The 23,623-nt window shown below is 71.6% G+C and carries 22 protein-coding genes and 1 pseudogene; 5 read left to right on the plus strand and 18 right to left on the minus strand.

Annotated elements, in window-relative coordinates; genetic code table 11:
* Positions 1–284: 284 nt before the first annotated feature.
* The 7 genes and pseudogenes from AB0C28_RS33020 to AB0C28_RS33050 all read right to left on the minus strand — a co-directional run.
* A pseudogene (locus AB0C28_RS33020) lies at positions 285–1,133 on the minus strand (transposase); the annotation flags it as partial.
* 118 nt (positions 1,134–1,251) lie between these two features.
* Positions 1,252–2,832 (minus strand): FAD-dependent oxidoreductase, encoded by a 1,581-nt coding sequence (locus tag AB0C28_RS33025; RefSeq protein WP_358079919.1) that lies wholly within the window; start codon positions 2,830–2,832, stop codon positions 1,252–1,254.
* A 10-nt stretch (positions 2,833–2,842) separates the two neighbouring features.
* Positions 2,843–4,360: a GMC family oxidoreductase N-terminal domain-containing protein gene (locus tag AB0C28_RS33030; protein WP_358079920.1), complete on the minus strand. Its 1,518-nt coding sequence runs from the start codon at positions 4,358–4,360 to the stop codon at positions 2,843–2,845.
* Positions 4,360–5,052, minus strand: coding sequence for an EthD domain-containing protein (locus tag AB0C28_RS33035; RefSeq protein ID WP_358079921.1), 693 nt, complete (start codon positions 5,050–5,052; stop codon positions 4,360–4,362). Before AB0C28_RS33035 ends, AB0C28_RS33030 begins: the two co-directional genes overlap by 1 nt.
* Positions 5,053–5,066: 14 nt before the next feature.
* On the minus strand, positions 5,067–6,692 hold the full coding sequence (locus AB0C28_RS33040; RefSeq protein WP_357853615.1) for an FAD-binding protein: 1,626 nt from the start codon (positions 6,690–6,692) through the stop codon (positions 5,067–5,069).
* 18 nt (positions 6,693–6,710) lie between these two features.
* Positions 6,711–8,033 carry a Dyp-type peroxidase gene (locus AB0C28_RS33045; protein ID WP_357853617.1) on the minus strand — a complete coding sequence of 441 codons (1,323 nt, stop codon included), beginning with the start codon at positions 8,031–8,033 and terminating at the stop codon, positions 6,711–6,713.
* A gap of 209 nt (positions 8,034–8,242) precedes the next feature.
* Positions 8,243–9,100 carry a siderophore-interacting protein gene (locus AB0C28_RS33050; RefSeq protein ID WP_358079922.1) on the minus strand — a complete coding sequence of 286 codons (858 nt, stop codon included), beginning with the start codon at positions 9,098–9,100 and terminating at the stop codon, positions 8,243–8,245.
* Positions 9,101–9,346: 246 nt separating this feature from the next.
* Between AB0C28_RS33050 and AB0C28_RS33055 the strand changes: the two genes are divergently transcribed.
* Entirely contained in the window at positions 9,347–10,216 is an 870-nt protein-coding gene (locus AB0C28_RS33055; protein ID WP_358079923.1) for a hypothetical protein, read from the plus strand.
* Positions 10,217–10,458: 242 nt separating this feature from the next.
* On the opposite strand, the gene AB0C28_RS33060 is transcribed toward AB0C28_RS33055, so the two are convergent.
* From AB0C28_RS33060 to AB0C28_RS33070, 3 genes are all read right to left on the minus strand, one after another.
* Entirely contained in the window at positions 10,459–10,779 is a 321-nt protein-coding gene (locus tag AB0C28_RS33060; RefSeq protein WP_357853626.1) for a plasmid stabilization protein, read from the minus strand.
* A gap of 101 nt (positions 10,780–10,880) precedes the next feature.
* Positions 10,881–12,248: a pyridoxal-dependent decarboxylase gene (locus tag AB0C28_RS33065; RefSeq protein ID WP_358079924.1), complete on the minus strand. Its 1,368-nt coding sequence runs from the start codon at positions 12,246–12,248 to the stop codon at positions 10,881–10,883.
* 71 nt (positions 12,249–12,319) lie between these two features.
* Positions 12,320–12,805, minus strand: a complete 486-nt coding sequence (locus AB0C28_RS33070; protein WP_358079925.1) for a MerR family transcriptional regulator — start codon at positions 12,803–12,805, stop codon at positions 12,320–12,322.
* 254 nt (positions 12,806–13,059) lie between these two features.
* Here AB0C28_RS33070 and AB0C28_RS33075 point away from each other — a divergent pair, with 254 nt between their 5' ends.
* Complete coding sequence (locus tag AB0C28_RS33075; RefSeq protein ID WP_357853635.1) at positions 13,060–14,451, plus strand: APC family permease; 1,392 nt, start codon at positions 13,060–13,062, stop codon at positions 14,449–14,451.
* A gap of 110 nt (positions 14,452–14,561) precedes the next feature.
* On the opposite strand, the gene ilvA is transcribed toward AB0C28_RS33075, so the two are convergent.
* Entirely contained in the window at positions 14,562–15,842 is a 1,281-nt protein-coding gene (ilvA, locus tag AB0C28_RS33080) for a threonine ammonia-lyase IlvA (RefSeq protein ID WP_358079926.1), read from the minus strand.
* A gap of 177 nt (positions 15,843–16,019) precedes the next feature.
* Between ilvA and AB0C28_RS33085 the strand changes: the two genes are divergently transcribed.
* Positions 16,020–16,358 (plus strand): metalloregulator ArsR/SmtB family transcription factor, encoded by a 339-nt coding sequence (locus tag AB0C28_RS33085; RefSeq protein WP_357853640.1) that lies wholly within the window; start codon positions 16,020–16,022, stop codon positions 16,356–16,358.
* Positions 16,359–16,405: 47 nt separating this feature from the next.
* On the opposite strand, the gene AB0C28_RS33090 is transcribed toward AB0C28_RS33085, so the two are convergent.
* Both AB0C28_RS33090 and AB0C28_RS33095 read right to left on the minus strand, forming a co-directional pair.
* The gene (locus AB0C28_RS33090) at positions 16,406–16,963 is read right to left on the minus strand and encodes a hypothetical protein (protein WP_358079927.1); all 558 of its coding nucleotides are present in this window, start codon (positions 16,961–16,963) and stop codon (positions 16,406–16,408) included.
* Between the two features lie 97 nt (positions 16,964–17,060).
* On the minus strand, positions 17,061–17,549 hold the full coding sequence (locus tag AB0C28_RS33095) for a hypothetical protein (RefSeq protein ID WP_358079928.1): 489 nt from the start codon (positions 17,547–17,549) through the stop codon (positions 17,061–17,063).
* Between the two features lie 187 nt (positions 17,550–17,736).
* Between AB0C28_RS33095 and AB0C28_RS33100 the strand changes: the two genes are divergently transcribed.
* Positions 17,737–18,714, plus strand: a complete 978-nt coding sequence (locus AB0C28_RS33100) for a VOC family protein (RefSeq protein WP_358079929.1) — start codon at positions 17,737–17,739, stop codon at positions 18,712–18,714.
* A 302-nt stretch (positions 18,715–19,016) separates the two neighbouring features.
* Entirely contained in the window at positions 19,017–20,237 is a 1,221-nt protein-coding gene (locus tag AB0C28_RS33105) for an MFS transporter (protein WP_358079930.1), read from the plus strand.
* Between the two features lie 23 nt (positions 20,238–20,260).
* Here the strand turns inward: AB0C28_RS33105 and AB0C28_RS33110 are convergent, their stop codons facing one another.
* From AB0C28_RS33110 to AB0C28_RS33130, 5 genes are all read right to left on the minus strand, one after another.
* The gene (locus AB0C28_RS33110; protein ID WP_357853654.1) at positions 20,261–20,734 is read right to left on the minus strand and encodes a hypothetical protein; all 474 of its coding nucleotides are present in this window, start codon (positions 20,732–20,734) and stop codon (positions 20,261–20,263) included.
* Positions 20,731–21,255: a sigma-70 family RNA polymerase sigma factor gene (locus AB0C28_RS33115; protein WP_357853657.1), complete on the minus strand. Its 525-nt coding sequence runs from the start codon at positions 21,253–21,255 to the stop codon at positions 20,731–20,733. The genes AB0C28_RS33110 and AB0C28_RS33115 overlap by 4 nt, the downstream gene beginning before the upstream one ends.
* 99 nt (positions 21,256–21,354) lie before the next feature.
* A complete protein-coding gene (locus AB0C28_RS33120; protein WP_357853660.1) occupies positions 21,355–21,858 on the minus strand; it encodes a MarR family transcriptional regulator in 504 nt (167 codons plus the stop codon).
* A gap of 229 nt (positions 21,859–22,087) precedes the next feature.
* On the minus strand, positions 22,088–23,197 hold the full coding sequence (locus tag AB0C28_RS33125) for a hypothetical protein (protein WP_358079931.1): 1,110 nt from the start codon (positions 23,195–23,197) through the stop codon (positions 22,088–22,090).
* A complete protein-coding gene (locus AB0C28_RS33130; RefSeq protein ID WP_358079932.1) occupies positions 23,197–23,550 on the minus strand; it encodes a sigma factor-like helix-turn-helix DNA-binding protein in 354 nt (117 codons plus the stop codon). The genes AB0C28_RS33125 and AB0C28_RS33130 overlap by 1 nt, the downstream gene beginning before the upstream one ends.
* Between the last annotated feature and the right edge of the window lie 73 nt (positions 23,551–23,623).

Raw genomic sequence — 23,623 nt, forward strand, 5'->3', positions numbered from 1 at the left:
TGCCAGCCCTGGAAGGAACGGCCTTCGAAGTGGTGCAGGCCCGACTCCCTGGACACCGCGGACAGCTCGGACACCGCCCGGTTGCGCAGCTTGATCAGCCCCGCCAGGTCGGGCACGCGGTGGCGGCCCAGGTCGGTCAGCCACATCGAGCGATTGCCGACGCTGCGCCAGCTGTGCACCGGCTCGTACGGACGCGGCAGCGCCCGCCCCGACACCACCTGCAGCCGGGGCCTGGCGGGCTCCAGCACCGGGCGGACCACGGCGCCGGGGCCGATCGAGGGCATGGTGTGCCGCGAGACCCTGACCAGGTAGGGCAGCCCGCGCTCCACCAGCCCGCCGAGCAGCGACTCCACGCCCGGCATCGCCCTGGCGTCGGCCACGATGGGCGCGGGCGGCAGGCCCCAGTCGATCACCATCTCGTCGATCGCCTGAAGCAGGTGCCGCCAGGCCGGCCGGCTGCGCTCCCGCTCGGGGAGGCGAGCGCCGCTGCGCAGCTCCTCGTCGTCGTCCCACGAGCGCGGCAGCAGCAGCCGCCAGTTGACCGGGCAGCCGCCCTCATCGCCCACAAGTACGACCGCCAGGCCGAGCTGGCAGTTGACCAGCCGGCCGGCGGAGTGCACGAACTGCCTGGCCACGCCCACCGACTTGGAGCCGTTCTTGGGGAAGACGACCTCTTCGAGCACCCACGCCTTGGGGCGGACGGCCTGGACGAGGATCTGCGCCAGGCGCTGCCGGACGAGCCGCCAGTCCCAGGGGCTCTGGTTGACGAACTGCTGCAGGCACTGGTCGACGGGCCGTCCCGTCACCTGCTCGGAGATGCGCCGGATCGATTTGCGGCCGGGCACCGAGAGCAGTCCTTGAACGTACACCTCGCCCCAGCGGCGCTGGTCGGAACGGAGGAAGGAGGAGAAGAGATCCTCACAGAATGGTGAGAGCCATATCTCCTGCGAGTCCAATTCCGTATAGATGGTCATACGACCAACCCCTAAATATTTCGAGCTTTCCCCCTTTTCATCATTAATTATCGGAATCTCCGGGGCGGGGTGACAGGACGAGCTTATGCTGGCACTGCCACTTCTATATATGACGGTCAGATGTCGTCCCGCCAACAAGACGTCCGGCCGGACGGACATCCGGCGGCAAGACGTCTCACCGGCGAAAACGCCTGTCCGGCAAACGTCTCACGGGCACGACGTCGAGCCTCATGGACCGGTCCGGACCATGAGGCTCGACGTGTGGGTGCCGGTGTGTTCAGTCGCCGCCAGTCATGAAGCTAGCGGCACGCTCGGCGATCATCACGACCGTGGTGTGCGGGTGGGCGCTCACCAGCGTCGGCATGACGGAGGCGTCGGCCACCCGCAGGCCCTCGACGCCGCGCACCCGCAGCCGCGGGTCGACCACCGCGCCCGCGTCCGAGCCCATCCGGCACGAGCCGGCGAAGTGGTAGTAGGAGCCGGTGTTGGCCTTCACCCACGTGCGCAGCTCGGCGCGGGTGGTCACGTCAGGGCCCGGCGCGACCTCGGTCAGCCCCCATTCCTCGGTGAACGCCTTGGTCCGGTAGAGGCCCCTGGCGATCTCCACGACGGTGACCGTGCGTTCCAGGTCGTACGGGTCGCCGAGGTAGTCGGCGTTGATCAGGGGGTGGGCGGCGGGGTCGGGGCCGGCCAGGCGGACCCAGCCGCGTGAGACGGGCCGCACCAGCGCGGTGAGGCTGAGGATGACGTGCGGGTCCACCAGCTCCCGTACCGGCGTGATGGGTTTGCCCGTCTGCACGCGGCGCACCACGTTGGCGAAGAACTTCTCGCCGAACGGCGCGCGGTGCACCAGCGCCACCTCCAGATCGGGCACCGGCAGGCCCTCCTCGGACCCGCAGAACACGGCGACCTCGGTCACCTGCCCGCGCGGGTCGTCGCCCGGCTTGGCCATGTAGCCGATCGGCCCGATGACCAGGGGGTGGTCCTGGAAGTTCGCGCCGACTCCCGGCAGGTCGGCCAGCACGGGGATGCCGTGCTCGGCCAGGTGCGCGGCCGGTCCGAGGCCGGACAGCATGAGCAGCTTGGGCGACTGGATGGCGCCCGCGCAGAGCACGACCTCGGCCTCGGCCCGCGCGGTGTGGGTGGCGCCGTCGCGGGTGTACTCGACGCCCGTGCAGCGCCCGCCGTCGAACAGCAGCCTGGTGGCCGGGGCGGCGGTCATGACGGTGAGGTTGGGGCGGCCGAGCGCGGGGTCCAGGTAGGCCTCGCGGGCGCCGTGGCGCAGGCCGTCCTTGATGTTGACATGGTGCCAGCCGGCGCCGAACAGGCCGGCGTTGAAGTCGTCCAGGCGGGGGTGGCCGAGCTCCACGCAGGCGTCGATGAATGTGCGCGAGACCGGATTGCCGGTCTCGGCCGCGTCGGCCACGGTCATGGGGCCGTCCTTGCCCGCCGTGGGGTTGTGCCCGTCCCGCTGCGCCTCCAGGTGCTGGAGGGTCGGCAGGACGTCCTCGAACGACCATCCTGGGCAGCCCTGGTAGGCCCAGGAGTCGTAGTCCTGCGGCCGGCCCCTGGTGTGCATCATGTGGTAGACGTTCGAGCCGCCGCCCAGGCCGCGCCCGGCCGCGCTGTAGACGCGGGATCCGCCGAGGCCCGGCTGAGGCTCGCTCATGTACGCCCAGTCGAGGTCGGTCAGCAGCACCTCGTTCCACCGGTGCGGGGTCCTGACCGCGTCGGTGACCTGCGCGTCGCCGGCCTCCAGCAGCAGCACCGAGGCGCCGGGGTCCTCGCTGAGCCGGGCGGCGAGCACGGAGCCGGCCGCGCCCGCGCCGATGACGATGTACCTGTAGCTGTCTGCCACGGTCGGCTCCTTAGGTGAGCAGGTCGGCCGCGCGCTCGCCGATCATCATCGTGGCTGCGGCGGTGTTGCCTGCGGGGATGGTCGGCATGACGGAGGCGTCGGCGATCCGCAGCCGCTCGGCGCCGTGCACGCGCAGCTCGGGGTCGACCACGGCCATCGGGTCGCGGCCCATGCGGCAGGTGCCCACCGGGTGCCACACCGTGCTCGCCGTCGCGCGGACGTAGGCGCGCAGGTCCGCGCCGTGTCCCGGCGCGCTCTCGCGCTCGCGGAAGGCGGACATCGCCTCGGTGTGCGCCAGCTCCCTGGACAGCTCGATCCCGCGGACCAGCGCCCTGAGGTCCTCCTGGTCGCGCAGGTAGCCGGGATCCACGAGGGGCGGGTCGCCGGGGTCGGCCGAGCGCAGGGTGAGCGTGCCCCTGCTGCGCGGCTGGGCGAGCACGGGCGCGAAGGTGAAGACGGGCCCGTCCACGCGGTAGGAGTCCTCGACGAACTGCACGGGGCCGAACAGCAGTTGCAGGGCCGCGTCGTCCGGCGGGAACAGGCCGGCCTCCGCCAGCAGCTCGGGCGGCGGCAGCTCGGTGCGGCAGGTGTAGGCGACGCCGAGGATGAGGTGGTCGTGCAGATTCGCGCCGACGCCCGGCAGGTCCACGGCGGTGGCGAGCCCGTGGCGGCCGAGGTCGGCGGCGGCACCGATGCCGGACAGCATGAGCAGCTTGGGCGTGGCCAGCGCGCCGCAGGAGACGATCACCTCGGCAGCCGCCTCGGCCCGGTGCGTCACGCCGTCGCGCACGTACTCCACGCCCGTGGCTCTCGTGCCGTCCAGCAGCACGCGGGTGGCCACGGCGCCGGTCTCGACGGTCAGCCGCGGATGGCCCCTGAGCGGGTCGAGGTAGCCGTAGGCGGTGCTCGACCGTTCCTCGTCCTTCGTCCTGGTGGACTGGTAGGCGAACGCGCCCTCCTGGGCCGCGCCGTTGTAGTCCCAGTCCTCGCCGCCGGGGTAGCCGAGCTCGCGGGCGCCCCTGATGAAGGCGCGCGACACCTCCGACATCCGCGACAGGCGGGCGACCTTCATCGGGCCGCCGGTGCCGTGGTAGGCGTCCTGGCCGTGCTCGTGGTCCTCGGCCCGTTTGAAGCAGGGCAGCACCTGCTCGTACGACCAGCCGTCGTTGCCGAGCGCGGCCCAGTGGTCGTAGTCGCGGCGGTTGCCCCGTACGTACAGCATGGCATTGACGCTGGTGCCGCCGCCGAGGGCCTTGCCCTGCGGCAGCGGCACCGAGCGCCCGTCCAGCCCCTGCTGCGGAACCGTGAGGTACGGCCAGGTGACGTCCGGGTCGCCCCACAGGGAGGTCATGCCCGGAATGCCGGTCTGGCGCATCGCGGGGACGTCCGCGCCGCCCCCCGCCTCCAGCAGGAGCACGCGGGCCTGCGTGCGCTCGACGAGCCGAGCCGCGACGATCGCGCCCGCCGCGCCGGCGCCCGCCACGACGTAGTCGTAGCCGTTGTCCGGGCTGTTTTCTGGGCCGGACATCAGCGGCTCTCCGGCCCGATGATCCAGTGCTCGGTGGTGACGAGCCGATGCACGTAACGCGGTTCGACGAACGACTCCATGTCGGCCTCGGCCTTGGCGAACTCGGCCGAGGCGAGCGCCGCGGCCAGGTCGTCGCGGCTGTCGAAGGAGAGCAGGTAGGCGGCGTCCAGCACGGCCTCGCCGATGCCGTACGCGCCGTCCCTGACGTGGCACTGCAGGTAGCGGCGCAGGCCGGGCACCCGCTTGACCAGGTCGGCGTGCGCGCCCAGGCTGCGGCTCCTGAACTCCGCCAGCGGCACGCCTTCCTTCCGCTTGACCAGCACGATCAGCTTCACGCCTGTCGCGCTCGCGAGCTCGGGTCCTGCGACCACCTCGTGGGCGTCGGTGTCGAGCACGACCGTGCGCCAGAAGGCCGCCCAGCGCGGCTCGTCCATGCGCGCGCCCTGCAGGAACTCGGGCGTCTGCAGCGATTCGAGCTGCTCGCGCTCGTCACGCAGCCAGATCTCCGCGACGCCGCTCCACAGCGGCTCGCCCTCGCCCGGCCAGAACGGGATCCGGGTGTCGATGAGGTATTTCCTGATCTGGGGGATCTTGGAGGCGTACTCGACGGCGTGCACGTTCAGCCAGTACTGCTGGAACTCGTGTTCCGTCATTCCCGGCTTGGGGGCAGCGAAGATGAGTTGGTGGATCACGATGTCTTCCTCCGTCACTCGGCCGCAGTGATCGACTGCGCGTGCCTGAAGACGCCGCGCGGGTCGTAGGCCGCCTTGACCCGCTGCAGCCGGGGGTAGTTGTCCTTGTAGTAGAGGGTCTGCCAGGGCACCCCCGAGCGGTTGAACGCCGGGTCGGTGATGTCCGGGTCGGGGTTGTTGATGTAGCAGCCGTCGGCCTGCTCGCCGGGCACCGGATAGCCGCCGGTGGCCGACCAGACCGCGCCGTACAGGTCGCGCAGCCAGCCGATGTTGGCCGCGTCGGCGGCCGGGTCCTGCCACTGCGTCTCGAACAGGGTCCAGAACGCGGCGTCGCGGTGGGCGAGCGCCGTCCGCGTGGACGGCACGGCGTTGATCGCGCCGCCGCTGAACCCGGCCAGCGTCACCGCCCCCGCCGGGTTGGCGAAGTCGGTGCGGGTGAGCGCGTCGTACATCGCGCCCGCCTGGACCGGCATGTACGACTTGCGCAGGTACGCCGACTTCGACGACCCGCGCAGCGTCGGGTTGATGAACGACGGGATGCTGGCCGCGATCAGCCTGACCGCGTGCAGCCAGGGCAGCTTCTGCGCCGGCTGCGCCGCCACCACCGCGTCCACGCCGAGCCCGCTGGTCAGCGCCGCGAGGTAGCCGCTGAGCAGCGCCTCGGCGCCGGGGGCCGCCGCGTCGACCTGGGTGAGCAGGAAGACGTTCTGGGCCGAGCGGTGTGCCAGGGACGCCACCCCGGACAGTGCCTTGGCCGGCGAATTCGGGGCGGCGGCGGATTCGTACCAGGCGCCCCAGTTCGTGACCAGGGCGGTGAACTTGGTCCGGTCCAGCATGCTCCACGGGATGCCGACGGCACTGAGCAGCACGTCCTTCGGCGGGTTGACGAGCAGCCCGCCAGGGTCGGCGCCGGTGCGGCCCGGCGTGCGGAACCAGAACTTCGTGACGACGCCGAAGTTGCCGCCGCCACCGCCCGCGCACGCCCACCACAGGGCGTGGTGCGGGTCGTCCGGGTCCCTGGTGGCCACGATCGCGCGGGCGGTGCGCGAGCGGTCCACGACCACCACCTCGACCGCCGCCAGATGGTCGATCACGGCCCCGAACTGCCGGGACAGGAAGCCGTAGCCGCCGCCGGTGGCGTGCCCGCCGATGCCGACCGTCGGGCACATGCCGCCGGGTATGGTCACGCCCCACTTCTTGTAGAGGGTCTCGTAGACGTTCGACAGCCGGGCGCCGCCCTCGACGGCGAACGCGCCGCGCCGGGTGTCGAAGTAGACGTCGTTCAGCCCGGCGAGGTCGATGACCACCTTGACCTCGTCGTTGAAGACGAACGGGGCCAGGCAGTGGCCGCCGGAGACCACCGAGACGCGCCGGCCCGTGTCCACCGCCTCCTGGACCGCCGCCACCACCTGCTCGGTGGAGCTGACCACGCGGACGTAGTCGGGCCGGCCGACCCAGCGCTGGTTGTAGCCGACGGTCAGTTCCTGGTAGCGGGGGTCGTTCGGGTACACCGTCGCGGGGGCGGCCACCGGGCCTCTGTCCCGTACGGAAGCTCTGGTTTCTGCGGCTTTGTCCACCGCCGCCGCGCCTGCGGCGGCCGCGGCGCCGCCCAATAATCCACGCCTCGACAGGCCTTTCATGGATCGTTCCTCCTCGCCCTATTGGTCGTCCACGAGCCCTTGGCCCAGGTAGCCGTCACGGGCGCCGGGCAGCGCGTAGAAGAAGCCCCCGCCCTCCGGCCGGGTGAACGCCTCCATCGGCTCGCCCCGCAGCCGTTCCTGGGCCTGAAGGAAGTTGACCAGCCTGCGCTGGTAGCTGACGAAGACCAGGCCCTGGTCGAGCAGGCCGTCGGCGTCGAGCCCGCGCGAGTAGTTGAAGCCCCTGCGCAGCATCGCCTTCTCCGGGCCCGCCGTGCGCGGGTTGGCCAGCCTGATGTGCGCGTTCAGCGGAATGCGCTCGCCCCGGGGGTCGTCGGCGTAGCGCGGCAGGTCCGTCTCCTTGGAACCGTCCAGGGGCGCGCCCGAGTCCTTGCGGCGGCCCATCACGCGTTCCTGCGCGGCCAGCGAGGTGCGGTCCCAGCGTTCGACGAACATCCTGATCAGGCGGACGGCCACGTACGTGCCGCCGAGGGCCCAGGCGGGCTCGCCGTCGCCGGCCCCGACCCAGACCGCCCGGTCCATCAGCGCCGCGTTCCCGGCGTCGGGGTTGCCGGTGCCGTCCTTGAAGCCGAGCAGGTTGCGGTTGTCCGTCGCGCCCGCCGTGGCGACCGGGTCGGGGCGGGCGAAGCCGTCCTGGGACCAGGCGAGCCTGAGGCTGTCGCCGGCCGCCATCGTCAGGCGGCGCAATGCGTGCAGGCACACGTCGGGGTGATCGCCCTGCACCAGCACCAGCAGGTCGCCGTGGGTGCGCGCCGGGTCGAGCCGGTCGTTGGCCAGCACGCCCATCGGTCGCAGCTCGGCGGGGCGGCGGTCGGCCAGGCCGTACCTGCCGTCGAAGAGCGAGGCGCCGACGCTGAGCGTCACCAGCGCCGGCTGGTCGCCCTGGCCGAGCAGGAGCGAACTGTCGGACGGGGGCAGCGTGGCGGCGTTGGGGGCCGGGGCGCGCCCGGCCATGAGGGCGTCCATCTCGTCCGACAGCCTTCGTAACGTTCCCGCCAGCACCTGCCGGTCGCGGTCGCGGCAGTGGAACGCGGCCACCAGGCAGGCGAGCGCCGGTCCGGTGAGGACGCCGGGCTGGTGCTCCCCTCGGAACGATCCTCTCGGGACCCGCCCGTTGCCCGCTCCCCCGGCGGGTGCTCGCCCGCCCCAGGCACCGGCGGCGGCCTGACCGCCCGCCGCCGGGCCTGCCGGCGGGCCCGTCCATGGGCCCGTCAGCAGGGTCGCGCCCGCCGCGCCGGCCGCCAGCCCCGCCCCGCCGGTCGCGGCGGCGCCCAGGAACGCGCGCCGCGACGGCCGGCTCCGCTCTCCGTTCTCCTCAGCCATGTCGCATCGACTCCACGTGGTGGCCAGAACCCCCTCATGGTGTCCTGGGCCACGGCGGAGAGCGCCGAAATGGGTTGGAGTCCGTTATCTCCGGCCCGGTCAGGCGGGTGACCTCACGAAGTACCGCGCTCGGCGTTGCCTTTCCGTCCGGCCGATGAGAGATCGCCGGGCGGCCACGGCCCGATCGTGGCGCGCGTCGTGCGGGCGCGTCAGGCGGCCGAGCCGCTCATCGCCTGTGCCTCCTCGTCCTCGACCTGCCGGTTCCACTCCCCCTTCGAGGACTGCCACCCGTCCTCGTCGCGGCCGAGCCGCCAGTAGCCGGAGATCGACAGCTGCTCCAGCGGCACGCCCCGCTCCACCCGCAGGTACCGGCGCAGCTCCTTGACGAAGGTCGCCTCGCCGTGGACGAACGCGTGCACCGTGCCAACGGGGAACTCCGCCGCGCGTACCGCGTCCACCAGCGCCCGGCCCACCTGCCCGCCGGAACGGTGCAACCAGACGATCTCGGTGTCACCGGCGGACGGCAGCTCCTGCTCCTCGGCCGCGTTCTCCACCTCGATGAAGACCTTGGCGGGCGCGCCGGCCGGCAGCCGTTCCAGCGCGACCCCGATGGCGGGCAACGCGCTCTCGTCGCCGGCGAGCAGGTGCCAGTCCGCCTCGGCGCTCGGCGCGTAGGCCCCGCCGGGGCCGAGGAAGCGCAGCACGTCGCCGGGCGCCGCCCGCATCGCCCAGGGCCCAGCCAGGCCCTTGTCCCCGTGGCAGACGAAGTCGATGGTCAGCTCCCGCGTCAGGGGGTCCCAGCCGCGCACGGTGTAGGTCCGCATGACGGGCCAGTGCTCGCGGGGCAGCTCCTCCCGGATCGCGCCCAGGTCGAACGGCTCCGGATAGGTCACCCCCGGCACGGGGAACAGCAGCTTGACGTAGTGGTCGGTGAACTCTCCCGCGGTGAACCCGGCGAGCCCGTCGCCGCCGAGCACCACCCTGATCAGGTGCGGGCTGAGCCGCTCGGTCCGCCGGACCACGCCGGTGGTGCAGGTGGGCGTGCGCCGTGCCGATTCCTTCGCCATGGGGACTCCCCGTCTCGCGGTGATGTCGCAGTAATTAGGTAAGCCTAACTTAACCACTTGGCCGACGCCGGAACATGAGCACCCCTCGCGACATACCCTCACATATCTCCGAAACTTCCCGAAATGTCAGGAGTTTTGACACAGACATGTCACGATCGCGGTAACGATTGGTTGCCATGTCCTCATGCTCTGTTATGGTCCCTCCTTGTCCCCATTTGGGGCAACCTTTACTTCCCTAGGAGGAACATGCGGAACGCGAAGAAGGTAACCGTCCTCACCGCGGCCGTGGCGACCGCCACTGCGCCTTTGCTGGCCCTCGCCACCCCGGCGATGGCCGCTCAGCCCGCCGCGACCGCCACGACCGTCCAGGCCCAGCCGCTGGAATGGCTCTCCCTCGACGCGCTCACCGGCTCCAAGCTGGTGCAGCGGGTCAAGGACCTGCTGGGCAAGGGCTACGTCCCGACGTCCTTGAACGTGACCAACGCGGCCAACCCGCTGTACACGACCCTCTGGACCAAGGACCCCGGTCGCAAGGTCAACGTGCTGCAGGGCATCAAGGGCACCGAGCTGACCAAGCGCATCCAGGAGCAGTTGGCGGCCGGCTACCAGCCCAAGCTGATCAGCGGCACGGGCACCGGCGCCGGCGCGGTCTTCGCCGGGGTCTTCGAGAAGACCACGCAGCTTGTCAAGTCCCAGGTGAGCCTGACCAAGGAGACCTTCACCAAGGTCAACCAGGAGCTCGCCACCGCCGGCTACAGCCTGGCGTCGCTGGACGTGTACGGCACGGTGGAGCGGCCCCTCTACGCGGCCGTCTGGATCGCCGGCGCCGCCACGGGCACCCTCCAGGTGACCCTCGGCCAGACCGTCACGGAGCGCGGCAAGGAACTGCTGACCAAGACGAGGCAGGGTCTGCGCCCCGTCCTCATGGCCGTCGAGCCCGGCAACCTCTACACCACCGTGTGGGGCAAGGGCAGCGTGAGCGGCATCAAGGAGTACCTGAACCTGTCGAAGACGACTTACACCATCAAGTCGGCCCAGATGAAGCTGCTCGGCTACAGTCCGCAGATCCTGAGCGCCGAGGACGGCGTCATCGCGTCGATCTGGACCAAGGGCTAGATGTTCTTCCGGTGACTTCCCGGTGACGTGAGCCCGGACAGCACCCCTCCGCCGTTTTCGCGGTCTCGTCCCGCGGTGAGCCACGCGCGAAAGCCGTCACGGAGGGACGTGCGCCGGTGACTCACGGCACCGGGGAGCATTGGGGAGCATCGAGGAGCGCCGCGACGTCGTCCGGCACGCCCGCCGCCGTGACACCCGGTGTCGCGGCGCCGGCCGCGTTGTGGGGGGTTGGGCGCCCCGGATCATCCGAGGGCTTTCTCCAGCTGCGACTTGCTCATCTTCGAGCGGCCCTTGATGTCGCGCCGCTTGGCCTCGGCGTAGAGCTGGTCCCTGGTCCGGCCGGCCGCCCCGGTGTGCGAGCGCAGCCCGCCCCTGCGGCTCGACGACATGTCCGCGGTGGAGGTCTTGCTGGCGGTACGCGACTCGCCCGCCCTGGCTCGTTCCTTGTTCACCGTACGGGCGGCGATCTCCTTGGCCCGTTTGCCGCTCTCGCCGCGTTTCTTGGCACTGTCCTTGACGTGCTCGTACTGGCGTTCCCGCTTCTTGCTAGAACCGCGAGCCATGGTGTCCCCCATTTCGTGAGATGACGCGTTTGGACGGCATCTACCCACCGGAGCAACACGAAACGGACGGCCCGTATCAAACAGCCGGAACTCTGGCAGCGTCAGGAGGCCAGGCGGGTGATCGCGGCGATCGAGCGGTCGACGTCCGCCTCGGTCGTGGTCGCGTTCGAGACCGAGACGCGCATGTACCGCCGCCCCCGCCAGGTCGTGCCGCCCGCCCAGCAGGTGCCGTCCGCCTGCACGGCGGCCACCGTACGGTCGGTGCGCGCGTCGTCGCCGAAGCGGACCAGCACCTGGTTGAGCACCACCTCGTTCGCCACCTCGAACCCCGCGGCGGACAGCCCGCCGGCGAACCTGCGAGCCAGCGCGCAGCAGCGGTCGACCAGCGCGGCGACCCCGTCGCGGCCCAGCTCCCGCAGCCCCGCCCACACCGCGAACCCGCGGGCGCGGCGCGAGGACTCGGCGGTCAGATCCGCTCCCGCCGGGACGCCACCCGAGCCGACCAGGTACGCGGCGGTGAGGGACATCGCCGCCGCGTGCGCGCCGGGCCTGGCGCAGAACGCGAACGCCGAGTCGTAGGGCAGGTTCAGCCACTTGTGCCCGTCGCAGGCCCAGGAGTCGGCCAGTTCCAGCCCGTCCACCAGGTGCCTGGTCGCGGGGCTGGCCGCGGCCCACAGGCCGAACGCGCCGTCCACGTGCGCCCAGCCGCCGTGCCGGTGCACGAGCTCGCACGCCTCGCGGAGCCGGTCGCAGGCGCCGGTGTTGACGTTGCCCGCCTGGAGGCAGACGACGGTCGGCCCTGCGGCTCCGGCGCGCAGCACCTCGCGCAGCGCCCCGACGTCGATGGCGCCGTCCGGCCCGGCCGGCACCGGCTCCACGACGTCCGTGCCGAAGCCGAGCAGCCGCAGCGACCTGTCGATGGTGGCGTGCCGCTCCGCTCCGGCGATCACCCGGACGGGCGGCGCGCCGGCCAGCCCCCGCCGTTCCACGTCCCAGCCCGCGTCGGCCAGCACCTGGTGGCGGGCGGCGGCGAGCCCGACCGTGTTGGCCGCCTGGCAGCCGGTGACGAATCCCGCCGACGCCTCCCGCGGGATGCCCAGCAGCTCCTTCAGCCAGCCGCCCGCGGCGGTCTCGGCGGCGATGGCCGCCGGGGAGGTGACGGCGTTGGTCGCGATCTGGTCCCAGCCGGCGGCGAGGATGTCGGCCCCGGTCGCCGCCGGCAGCGCGCCGCCGACCACGAACCCGAAGTACCGCGGCCCCGCGCCGGCGACCAGGCCGGGCTCGGCGGCGGCGATCAGGCCGGCCAGCACCCGCTCCGGCGGCGTGGGGCCGGACGGCAGCGGACCGGCGAACGCCTTGGCCAGGGCCTCCTGGTCGACCGGCACCCCGACCGGCCGCTCCGCCAGCGACCGCCGGTATCCGGCCGCGTGATCGGCGGCCGTGCGGAAAAGACGCTCCAACTCCTCCATCGACGCACCATATCTCCGGACATGAGCCGCAGCGAGACCCGGCCGGCCGCCTCCCCTGCGGCGGACGGACCTCAGCGCTGCCCGGCCACCTCCTGCGCCCCGGGCGTACGGTCGCCGGCCTGACCGGGGTCGATCACGCACGCCTCGTCCTGCAGATTCCGCGGCCAGGCCGCGCTCTCCACCATGCGCCGGTAGTCGGGGCACTGGGTGAAGTCGTCGGCGCCGCACTCCATGAGGTGCTCGATCAGCCGCTTGGACGCGGCGATCTCCTCCAGGCGCCGGCCCAGCTCCTCGTGCTGGCGCCGCAGCAGCGCCCGGCGCTCGGCGCGGCCGGCGGCGTCGAGCACGCCGCGGATCTGCTCCAGGCTCAGGCCGCCCGCCTTGGCCCGGATGATCGTCATGACGCGGATGACGTGGTCGTGGGTGTAGCGGCGGCGGCCGTTCACTCTGGTGGCCGGGGTCAGCAGACCCATCGACTCCCAGTGGCGCAGCACGTGCGGCGCCAGGCCGAACCGTTCCGCGAGCTCTCCGATGCGCATCGAGTCGCTTGACTTCATGTTGACATTAACTTGCGAAGCCGCCCTCGCGTCAACCCCTCGGGGGCCGCCCGTCCAGCTCGTCCCTGGAGACACGCAGCGGTGCGTGACGCCCTGTTCACAGATGACTGCGCAGGATCGTAAGGTGTCAGAGTGAAGGTCGAGATCATCCGGCCGGTCTGGCGCCCGCTGCGCACCTGACCGGCGCCCGATGCGCGGGACGTGGCCCCTATCCCTTCAGCCTGCGGGCTGACGCAGACAAGGAACAACCCCCCATGGCTCAGACCAGTCCACCCACTCCCGCCGAGGCGGGAAACGACGGCCAGCCCGCGCTGAAGCGGGTGATGGGCCCCGGCCTGCTGCTGCTGTTCATCGTCGGCGACATTCTCGGCACCGGCATCTACGCCCTGACCGGCCAGGTGGCCGGCGAAGTGGGCGGCGCCGCCTGGCTGCCCTTCGCCATCGCCTTCGTCGTCGCCCTGATCACCGCGTGCTCCTACCTCGAACTGGTGACGAAATATCCGGAGGCGGCCGGCGCGGCCCTGTATGTGCATAAGGCGTTCGGCAAACACGTGCTGACGTTCCTGGTGTGCTTCGCGGTGATGTGCTCGGGCATCACCTCCGCCTCCGCCGCCTCGCGGGCCTTCGCCGCCAACCTCGTCACCGGCTTCGGCCTGGAGGTAGGCAACACGGTCATCCTGCTGATCGCCCTGGCGTTCATGCTGCTGGTGCTGGCGGTCAACCTGCGCGGCGTCGGCGAGAGCGTCAAGGTCAACGTGGTGCTCACCGCGATCGAGCTGTCGGGTCTGCTGCTGGTCATCGTGCTCAGCATGTTCTTCATCCTCGGCGGGCAGGCCGACTTCTCCCGTGTGGTCGCCTTCGAGACTCCCTCGGACAAGAGCGTGTTCCTGGCCGTCAGTGCGGCGACGTCGCTGGCGTTCTTCGCCATGGTCGGGTTCGAGGACTCCGTCAACATGGCCGAGGAGACCAAGGAGCCGTCCCGGATCTTCCCGCGGATGATGTTCACCGGGCTCGGCATCACCGGCGTGATCTACGTGCTGGTGTCCATCTGCGCCGTCGCGGTCGTCCCCGTCGGTGTGCTCGCCGAGAGCGAGACGCCGCTGGTGACGGTGGTGCAGACGGCCACCCCCGGCGTGCCGATCGCCGACCTGCTGCCGTTCATCTCGATGTTCGCCGTCGCCAACTCCGCGCTGATCAACATGCTGATGGCCAGCCGGCTCCTGTACGGGATGGGCAAGCGGGGCGTGCTGCCGCCGTTCCTGGCGAAGGTGAACGCCGTGCGCCGCACGCCGCACGCGGCGATCGTGTTCACCACGCTCCTCGCCATGGGCCTCATCACGTTCCTGTCGCTCGACCCGGAGAGCCCGGTGGTGTCGCTGCTGGGCGGCACGACGTCGCTGCTGCTGCTCGCGGTGTTCGCGTTCGTCAACGTGTCGGTGCTCGTCCTGCGCAGGGAGGACACCGGGGCCGAACACTTCAAGGCCGGCCGCGTCCTGCCCGTGCTGGGCACGATCACCTGCCTCTACCTGGTGCTGCCCTGGTCGTCGGGGCGTCCGGTCGGCCAATACCAGATCGCGGGCGTGCTGCTGGCGATCGGCGTGGTGCTCTGGCTGCTCACCTGGCTGTCACGCAGGAACAAGGTCTGACCGGTCCGGGGCCCGCGAGCCGGGCCCCGGGTCATCAGCCGCGCCGGAACGCGCCCCGCCCGTCAGCCGCTGCGGGCGGGGTTCGTTCCTGTCACATCACCAAGCGCCCGTCACATCACAAAGCGGAAGAGCGGGCTCGACGGGTCGATCTGCTCGATGCGCGGAGGGGCGGCCTCCATCCGCTTCAGCAGGGCCGGCAGGTCGGCGGGGCTCGACAGCTCGATGCCGACCAGCGCGGGGCCGGTCTCGCGGTTGTTGCGCTTGACGTACTCGAACAGGGTGATGTCGTCGTTGGGGCCGAGCACCTCGTCGAGGAAGCGGCGCAGCGCGCCAGGCTCCTGCGGGAACTCGACCAGGAAGTAGTGCTTGCGCTCCTCGTGGACCAGGGCGCGTTCGACGACCTCGGCGTACCGGCTGACGTCGTTGTTGCCGCCGGACAGCACGCAGATGACGGTGGCGCCCTCGGGGATGGCGGCCGTGGACGGGGCGCTGAGCGAGGCGGGCGCGAGTGCGCCGGCCGGCTCGGCGATGATCCCGTCGACCTGGTACAGCGCCAGCATCTCGCTGCAGACGCGGCCTTCCGGCACGGCGACGAGCTCGGCCTTCGAGGCAGCGATGAGCGGAAGGGTGAGGGCGCCGGCGCGGCTGACGGCGGCGCCGTCGACGAAGGTGTCGATGGAGTCGAGGGTGACCGGCTCGCCGGCCGCGATGCCCGCGGCGACGCAGGCGGCTCCGGCGGGCTCGACCCCGACCACCCTCGTCTCCGGGTGCCACTCGCCCAGCCAGGCCACGGAGCCGGCCAGCAGCCCGCCCCCGCCGACCGGGAGCACGACCACGTCGGGCGCGGATCCGAGCTGGCTGACGGCCTCGCGGATCACCGTGCCCTGTCCGGCGATCGTCCTCGGGTCGTCGAACGCGGGCACCAGCGTCGCCCCGGTGGCCTCTGCGTCGGCGACCGCCGCCGCCGAAGCCTCGTCGTACGTCTCGCCGCCCAGCACGATCTCGATCATGTCGCCGCCGAGCGCGCGGATGCGGTCGCGCTTCTGCCGTGGCGTCGTCCTGGGCAGGTAGACCCGGCCGCGTACGCCCAGCGCCGAGCAGGCGTAGGCCACGCCCTGGGCGTGGTTGCCGGCGCTCGCGGCCACCACGCCGGCCCGCCTCGCGGCGTCGTCCAGCTGGGCGATCAGGTTGAAGGCGCCGCGCACCTTGTACGAGCGGACGGTCTGCAGGTCTTCGCGCTTGAGCCAGATGTCGGCGCCGGTCAGCTCGGAGAGCCGGGCGCTGCGCTCCAGCGGGGTCGTCGCCACGATGCCCGCCAGCCGCCGGGCCGCGGCATCGACGGCCGCGGCGTCCACCCGCGCGGCGTCGTCACTTCTACCTCGATCAGCCATGTCGTCGTCCTCTTCAAGCGTCTCGCTCGCTCGTCGCGCGGTGCGGCCTTCGTGCCCGTCGCGCCACCGTCGCGTCACCGCCGAGCCCCAACGCTCCCCCGTCCAGGCGATATCATATCGACGATCCTCGAACCGTCTTAATCGTCCTTAATCGTCACCGAACTCGTCTGGAAGGGCATGACCACCGACACCGCACTTCCGCCGGACTCCGCTCAGCTGCTTGAGGTGTTCAAGGCGCTGGCCAACCCCGTGCGGCTCCAGGTGCTGCGGTGGTTGCGCGATCCGGAGAAGCACTTCCCGGTTGAGCAGGGTATCGCGGATCCGTACGAGGTCGGTGTCTGCGTCAGCCATATCCAGGGCAAGCTAGGGCTCGCGCAGTCGACCGTGTCCGCCTATCTGGCCGTGCTGGAGCGGGCCGGCCTGGTCCGCTCGACCCGGGTGGGCAAGTGGACGCACTACCGGCGCGACGAGGAGAACATCGCCAGGATCGTCGCCGTACTGGGCGAATCGCTGTAGCGGCGACTGCCTTTTCACGCGCCCGATCTGCCCCGCCACCAGGACGTCTACGCCACGATCGTGCCGACGCTTCCGCTCGGCAGGCCGGCGCGGTCGGGCAGCACCCGGGGCAGGCCGCGTAGCCACGTCTCCAGGTCCGCCGGCCACCACCGCCCGGCCACCAGCCGGCCCAGTTCCTGCGCCACCGCCGACGACCACGCGGGCACCGGCACCACCCGTACGGGCGCGGCCCCCGCCAGTACCCCGAGCCACCAGTGCCGCCACGTCTCCGGCATGCCGTCGGGATCGAGCACGAGGTAGTAGTCGGGCAGCACCAGCCGGTCGGCGCGCAGTTCGGCCAGCGCGGCCTCGATGGCCACTTCCAGCCCGCCGACGGGTTCGGTGCCGTCGAAGAAGCCCGTCCACGCCGTGGCCACTCCGGCCAGCGGGTCGGCGTCGTGCACCACGTACGTCGCCGCCGACCGTCCCGCGAGCTCCGTCACCTCGGCCGGTCCGCGCTCGCCGCGCGGGATCGCCCGCACGTTGTGCAGTCCGTCGAGGCCCGCGACCACGTCCCCGGCTCCGTCCCCCGCCACCACGACTACGGTACTGGTCAATCGCCGCATACCGGACAGTCTATGGTCGGAGCTCGGCCGCGGGGATCGAACGGACGCCGGCCAGGTCATCGCCCGGCCGGCTCCCCCACCGCCGGCGGGCGGCGGCTCACTTCGACAGGTAGAGGGTCTTCCAGGTGCCCGCGTACAGGCAGTTCAGCGACGGCTTGGCGGTCTTGAACTCGGAGCAGACCTTCAGCTCGACCTGGTACACGTTGCGGTACTTGAAGGAGAAGTGCTTCGGCGTGCGGTAGGAGCAGTCGATGACGCTGTGGTGCCGGAACGGCAGGTTGTTCCCCTTGCGGTAGGTGATGCGGAAGACCGCCCAGCCGCAGGCGCTGCCGCGGGTGTTGTCGTACACCTTGCCGGTGATCTTGATCTGGCGGGCGGTCGGCAGGGTGGCGTGGTCCTCGCCGACGGCGGACAGGGTGCCCCAGGTCTTCGCGGTGTGCCTGGGGGCGTGGTACGGGCCCCACGCGGAGCCCGCGTCGGCCTGGGCGGCCTGGGCGGCGGGGGCGGCGGCGGCGACGGCGGCGAGCGTGGCGATGGCGGCGGTCGCGGCGGCGGTCAGGCCGGCGAGGGTGCGGGAGATCGACATGGCCGGGAGGTCCTTTCGGGAGGTGTGACCACACTGTGCGCCGGATCGATTTCATGGCGCTTACCAGGGATCGGCGTCCACTTTCAGCCCTCTTGCACGGGACATCCGTTACAACAGCTCGTCATCCGTTCAGAAAATAGGAGTGTACTCTCATAAGAAAGTCAACTCCCATGAAAGGAGAACGGGCATGAGCGGTGACGTCAACGGCCTGCACCATGTCGGGCACATCGTGCGGAGCATCAACGAGGCCATGGAGCTGTATCGCCGGCTGGGATTCTCCGTGTCGGCGCCCGTCCATCCCGTGCTGCCCGGCGCCGCCGAGGCGTTCGGGGTGGCCAACGCGCACGTGCACTTTCCCGGCGACTTCATCGAGCTGGTGACCGTCATCGGGGACGGCTCGCACCTGCCGGCGGGCGCCCGTGCGATCCCGCTGGAGGTGCCGGAGGAAAGGCGGGCGGGGCTGGCGGCCGCGATCCGCGTCGCCGTGGCGAACATCGCCGCCTTCGCCGAGCGGTTCGAGGGGGTGCACATCATGATCGCCGACACTGCCGACCTCGACGGCGTGGCTTCCCGGTTGGCGGCCGGTGGTGTGGTCCATGGCGGCGTGCACGCCGTCCAGCGGCCTGTGGAGACGGGGGCCGGGGTCACGATGGAGGCGGCGCGCTACCTGGAGATCTCCGATCCGGATCTGGGGCCGGGACGGGTGCCGGAGGGCCGGATCGGGTTCGCCGAGAACCTGCCTGAGGGCTCGTCCCTGGCACACGTGGAGCATCCCAACGGGGCGACCGGGCTGGCCGAGTGCGTGCTGTGCGTGGACGACGCCGCGTTGTCCGAGGTGGAACGACGCTACGCCACGTACTTCGGGCGCCGGGCGGCCCCCGGACGGGCCGACGTCGAGCCGGCGGGGGTCACGGTCGTCGCCGCGTCGGCGTTGGATGAGGTGTTGCCCGGCGAGCGTCCGGTCGCGCTGCCGGCGTTCGTCGCGTATGCGGTCACCGTGCGCGACGTGGCCGCGGCCGAGCGGCTGCTGCTCGACAACGGCGTCCCGGTCGCCAGGACCGCCGGCGGGGAGGTGTTCGTCCCGGCCGGCGCCGCACTGGGCGTGGCGATCATCTTCCGCCAGGAAGGTCCCTTTGACCACCCGCCGTCCCGGCACCACCCGTAGTCCGTCACATCACCGACTGGATTCGCCTCAGGCGAGCCGGGGCGGGCGACCACACCGGGGTACGCGAGCCCGCGCGGGCAGCCGTACCGGAGAAAGCCGTGGACGTGGCGCGGTGGCGGCCTCTACGCTCGGGGCGCAAGCAATCAACGTGAGAATTCCGCTCGGTGACGGAGCCGGTGTGGGGCGCGCGTCCCCGTTCCACACCGATACTGGACGGTTCCCGGCGTTGACCACGGGTCGGCACATCAGGACGCCGACGACCCCAGGTGGTCCGTCCCGCTGTGCGGCGAAAGGGACGCGCCGTGCTTCCGGCCACCTATCGCCATCTTCTGCGCACTCCTGGTGCCGCCGCCTTCTTCCTGACCGCCGTCGCCGGCCGGGTCGGCATCGCGATGACCAGCCTCGGCCTGGTCTGGCTGATCCACTCCCGGACCGGCTCCTACGCCGTGGCCGGCCTGGTGACCGGCGGCTTCGCCGTCGCGGAGGCGCTGGCCGGGCCGCAGCTCGGCCGGCTCATCGACCGCTTCGGCCAGGCCCGGGTGCTGCCGCCGGCCCTGCTTGCCCACGCCACGGCGGTGGCCGTCCTGCTCACCCTGGTCGCGTCCGGCAGCCCCGCCTGGCTGCTGACGGCGGCCGGGGTCGCGGCCGGTGCGAGCGTCCCGCAGCTCGGCGCGCTGTCCGGGGCTCGCTGGGCGGCCCTGCTCGGTGGCGGCCGATCCGCCGAGCTGCCCACCGCCTTCGCGCTGGAGTCGCTCGGCAACGGATTCGCCTACCTGGCCGGTCCCGTACTGGTCAGCGTGGCGGGGGCGAGCGGGCATCCGGCCTTCGGCTCGGCGCTGGCGGCGGCTCTGGTGGTGGGCGGCGGGCTGGCGCTCGCCGCCCAGCGCCGTACCGCGCCGCCACCCGCCTCCGAGGCCACGGAACGCCGCCAGGCAGGACGTTCCCTGCTGCGGCCCGGTTTCGCCGTGCTGGCCGGAGTCAACCTGGCCATCGGCGTGTTCTTCGGCGCCATGCAGGTCTCGGTGGCGGCCTTCGCGGTCGAGCACGGCTTCCCCGCCGCCGCCGCGCCGCTCTACGCGGCTTCGAGCTGCGGCGAACTGCTGTCCGGCTGGCTGTACGGGACGCGCCGATGGCGGGTGGCGCCGCGCGTGCAGCTGGCGGTGGGGACGTCTGTACTGGCTGTCTGCTGCCTGTCGTTGCCGGTGACGGACTCGTTCCCGGCGATGGGGGTCGCGGTGACGCTGACCGGGATGACGATTCCGCCGATTCTGGTGATCACTGGCGTACTCACCCAGGCGGCGGTGCACCGCTACGTGCTCACGCAGGCGTTCACCTGGCTGAACTCGGCGAGCGCGGCCGGCTCGGCCATCGCGGCGGCGGCCTCGGGGCGGGCCGTGGACACGTTCGGCGCCGCTGGCGGCTTCACGATCGCCTGCGCGGCCACCATCACGATGACGGTGCTGGCAGTGGCCGGCCTGCACGCACTACGCCCGTCCCCCGGCAAACCCGCCATCGACACCTGACCGGCCCCGTACCGCAGGTGGTGTCAGCCGCCCAGTGTGCGCTTGAGGTGGAGGAGGTGGGTGCGGCGGGTGTGGGCGCGCCAGGCCAGCGTCAGCGACGCCCCCACGAACACCGCCCCGACCGCCAGGGGCGGCAGCGGTCCCGTACCCCGGGTGACGGCGATCGTCGTCACGAGCGCGGTCGCCGTGACCGAGGCGGCCACCGCGATCCAGGCCGCGATCACCCGCTCGGTCGCGAACAGCGGCGCCCTGCGCGTGAGCACCCATCCCCCGTAGCCGGCCCAGGCGAGGCAAACCCCGGTCAGTACGGCGAAGGCCGTACGCGTGCCACCGGGCAGCGGCCCCGGCTCGGTCGCCCACAGGGTGGCGACGAAGACCGCGCCCACCAGGCCGGCCAGCAGCGCCGCCACCGCACGGATCCGCCGGCCCTTCGACAGGGACGACTCAAGCCGTTCGATCATCTCCTGCGCCGAAAGGCGCGGCTCCTCCTGCATCATGGCCGGTACCCCTTCTCCGTCAGATGTGCACGCAACAGGCGACGCGCCCGGTTGAGCCGGGACTTGACCGTTCCGGCGGGAATGCCGCAGATCTGCGCGCATTCCTGCACCGTCAGGTCCTCCAGGTAGAACAGGACGAGGATCTCCCGCTCCAGCACGGGCAGGCCGGCCAGCCCCGCCATGACCTCGGCCCGCTCCACCAGCGCCTCGGCCGGGTCGTCCGCGACCGGCGCCTCCGGCCCCAGGGCCGCCTCGGCCCTGGCGTACTCCGCGCGCAGCCGGTCGTTGACCGAGCGACGGGCGATGGTGAACAGCCACGGCCTGAACCGGGCGGGGTCGCGCAGCCTGGGCAGGCCACGGACGACCGCCAGCCAGATCTCCTGCGACACGTCGTCGGCCCGCTCGGCGTCCAGCATGCGGCGCGCGTACGTCCAGACGGGCATCCGCCACCGCCGCACCAGCTCGGCGACCGCCGCCCGCTCGCCCAGCTGGGCGTTCACCACCAGAAGCTCGTCGGTCATCCCGTCCCTTCCGTCAACCAGCACAGTCGGGCGAGACGGCCCTCAGGTTCACGGTTCGCGAGGTCACGGTACGACGGAGCCCCGTCCGAGTTCCGCGACTCAGACGGGTGGCCAGCCCAGCGGGTACGGCGGTGAGTCCGCCGGAGGCTCGCCGCCCGCCTCGGTGAAGGCGTTCATCGCCGCGACGAGCTCCCGCCGCTGCTCCGGCGACATGCGGGCGACGATGGAGCCGATCTCGCGGCTGCGGTGGGCCATCACCTGGTCCACGATGAGCCGCCCCTCCTCGGTCAGCCGCATCAGGCTCTCGCGCCGGTTGCGCGGGTTGACCTCCCGTACGATCAGCCCGGCGGCCATGAGCCGGTCGGCCATGCGCATGGCCGTGGACGAGTTGACCCCCAGCAGGTCCGCCATGGTGACCAGCTTGGTCTCGCCGTGGGTGGCCAGCGCCACCATCATGCGGAACTGCGGCAGCGTGACGCGGTCCTCGACCGCGCCCAGCGATCGTGCGGCGACGGCGACCAGCAGCCGGGAGCCGGTCAGGACCGCAGAAACGACGGCCGAGAGGTCCTCGCCGTGGACCCGGCGCTCATCGTCTTCCTCCATGGCCACTGTTGTACAGGTCCGCCGGAGTCCTCGGGCTCTCCTTCGGGCCGGAATTCCGCCGCACCACCACCCATCGATGACCTGAAGTCCCGTTTTGCCGCGAAATTTCGGGATTTGGCGGGTGAAGGCTGGATGAGACGCCCAGGCCCTACGCGCCGCCGGTTCCCCAGCCGTGGTCAAGACGACCAGCGGCTGGTCACACATCCGGTTCACCACAGGGGGCTCCCTTTCAGTAGGTGCATCCGGCGCGGCAGCCGGGTGGCACCACGGGGCGAACATCGGTCCAGTACGGCCTTTTGATGATGGTGGCCAGCCACACGGTCTTCTCGGAAAGGCTCGGGTGCGGAGCCACTTGCTGGACGGCCAGCGCCTGCCCGCTCTGCTTGTCGATGACCAACTGGGTCGCGACATCGCCCCGCGCGGGCGGGAACTGCACGATCAGTCCCTGACGGCCGAGCACGTCACCCGCCTCGTCGATCACGCCCGCACCCGGCAGAGCGGCCAGCATCCGGTAACCCGCCGCCCGCGTACCGGGAGTGGCCGGAGTCTGCGCGACCAGCTTGACACCGGCTCCCACCAGCCATTGTTCCCGGCTCAGCTCGGAGCCGGCGGGATAGCTCTCCAGCAGCCGAGCCCGCAGTGCGGTGGCTTCCCGGGGCAGGGCGAGAAGTTCGCCGAGTGTCGGGGTGAGGCCGTCGGCAAGCTTGAGCGCCTGGTCGAGCGGGTGGCGGGCGTAGAAGCGTCCGTTGGGGTCGCAACCTCGCGCCGGGCAGAGCTTGGGCGAACCGGCCTTCTTCCACGCGCGTTCGGCCGCAGGGCCGTAGGGTGCGGCCGACACCGCTTCGTACCAGGTGTATCGGCGGCCGTCGCGCCCGATGACCAGCACGTTGTTACCCCGTTCCTGAACCGGGAAGCCCTTCGCGCCGTCCTTGGTCAGGATGACCTCCTGGGTTTCCAGCCGCCAGTAGCCGCCCGTGGCCGGCGGCTGGGCCGCGAGCCGGTCGGCCGCCGCGCCGAGCACCCCCTGGACAGGAGACACCGCCGATTCCACGCCCGGCTTTCGCACCGCGACCATCGTGATCGTGATCACCAGGACGACCGCCGCCGCTGCCAGCACCGCCATCAGGCCATGTCGACGACGTCCAGCATGTCCACTATGTCCACAATGTCCACCAGAGCCCTGGCGCCTGAGGCCGCCCGCCCGCCGCGCGCGTTCCACCGTGGCCGCATTCGTCTCGTGTGCCGCGCCGAAGACGCGGGCCCGCGCGGCGGCCAGTTGCGCGGGTGAGGCGGCCGGCACGTCCGGCATCACCTCGTCGATGAACTGGATCTCCCTCATCACACCTCCACCCCCAGAGCGTCGCGCAGCTTGGTCCTCGCCCTGCTCAGCCGGGACGCGACCGTCCCCTCGGCGACCCCCAACGCGGCCGCGACCTCGGAATAGCTCAGGTGTCCGTAGGCAGCGAGCAGCGCGCGGTAGTGGCGCAGCTCTGCCCGCCGGTATCGGGCGATGAGCTTGGTCGCGATGCCGTACAGCCATGGGGCGCACGGCCCCTTGGGAGGCGTCGAACGCCTCGCGCCGCTGGAAGGCGACGAGGAAGGTCTCCGCCGCCAGATCCTCCGCCAGATCCTCCGCCATGTCCAGGGGGATCCGGCGGGCGATGTAGCGGCGGATCTCCTCGTCATGGGCATCGAAGACCGCTTCGAACGTGTCAGGGGCAAGTCTCAATCAGGGCTCCAGAATCAGGCCGACATCCCTTCTTGC

Origin of the sequence: Nonomuraea sp. NPDC048892 (assembly GCF_040649735.1) — a bacterium.
In the GTDB taxonomy this organism is placed as follows: Bacteria; Actinomycetota; Actinomycetes; order Streptosporangiales; family Streptosporangiaceae; genus Nonomuraea; species Nonomuraea maheshkhaliensis.

Bases quoted from the DNA above. Each gene is read 5' to 3' on its own strand.
- AB0C28_RS33030 (WP_358079920.1), bottom strand. From the start codon at position 4,360: ATGTCCGGCCCAGAAAACAGCCCGGACAACGGCTACGACTACGTCGTG.
- AB0C28_RS33040 (WP_357853615.1), bottom strand. From the start codon at position 6,692: ATGAAAGGCCTGTCGAGGCGTGGATTATTGGGCGGCGCCGCGGCCGCC.
- AB0C28_RS33045 (WP_357853617.1), bottom strand. From the start codon at position 8,033: ATGGCTGAGGAGAACGGAGAGCGGAGCCGGCCGTCGCGGCGCGCGTTC.
- AB0C28_RS33050 (WP_358079922.1), bottom strand. From the start codon at position 9,100: ATGGCGAAGGAATCGGCACGGCGCACGCCCACCTGCACCACCGGCGTG.
- AB0C28_RS33055 (WP_358079923.1), top strand. From the start codon at position 9,347: ATGCGGAACGCGAAGAAGGTAACCGTCCTCACCGCGGCCGTGGCGACC.
- AB0C28_RS33060 (WP_357853626.1), bottom strand. From the start codon at position 10,779: ATGGCTCGCGGTTCTAGCAAGAAGCGGGAACGCCAGTACGAGCACGTC.
- AB0C28_RS33065 (WP_358079924.1), bottom strand. From the start codon at position 12,248: ATGGAGGAGTTGGAGCGTCTTTTCCGCACGGCCGCCGATCACGCGGCC.
- AB0C28_RS33070 (WP_358079925.1), bottom strand. From the start codon at position 12,805: ATGAAGTCAAGCGACTCGATGCGCATCGGAGAGCTCGCGGAACGGTTC.
- AB0C28_RS33075 (WP_357853635.1), top strand. From the start codon at position 13,060: ATGGCTCAGACCAGTCCACCCACTCCCGCCGAGGCGGGAAACGACGGC.
- ilvA (WP_358079926.1), bottom strand. From the start codon at position 15,842: ATGGCTGATCGAGGTAGAAGTGACGACGCCGCGCGGGTGGACGCCGCG.
- AB0C28_RS33085 (WP_357853640.1), top strand. From the start codon at position 16,020: ATGACCACCGACACCGCACTTCCGCCGGACTCCGCTCAGCTGCTTGAG.
- AB0C28_RS33090 (WP_358079927.1), bottom strand. From the start codon at position 16,963: ATGCGGCGATTGACCAGTACCGTAGTCGTGGTGGCGGGGGACGGAGCC.
- AB0C28_RS33095 (WP_358079928.1), bottom strand. From the start codon at position 17,549: ATGTCGATCTCCCGCACCCTCGCCGGCCTGACCGCCGCCGCGACCGCC.
- AB0C28_RS33100 (WP_358079929.1), top strand. From the start codon at position 17,737: ATGAGCGGTGACGTCAACGGCCTGCACCATGTCGGGCACATCGTGCGG.
- AB0C28_RS33110 (WP_357853654.1), bottom strand. From the start codon at position 20,734: ATGATGCAGGAGGAGCCGCGCCTTTCGGCGCAGGAGATGATCGAACGG.
- AB0C28_RS33115 (WP_357853657.1), bottom strand. From the start codon at position 21,255: ATGACCGACGAGCTTCTGGTGGTGAACGCCCAGCTGGGCGAGCGGGCG.
- AB0C28_RS33120 (WP_357853660.1), bottom strand. From the start codon at position 21,858: ATGGAGGAAGACGATGAGCGCCGGGTCCACGGCGAGGACCTCTCGGCC.
- AB0C28_RS33125 (WP_358079931.1), bottom strand. From the start codon at position 23,197: ATGAGGGAGATCCAGTTCATCGACGAGGTGATGCCGGACGTGCCGGCC.
- AB0C28_RS33130 (WP_358079932.1), bottom strand. From the start codon at position 23,550: ATGCCCATGACGAGGAGATCCGCCGCTACATCGCCCGCCGGATCCCCC.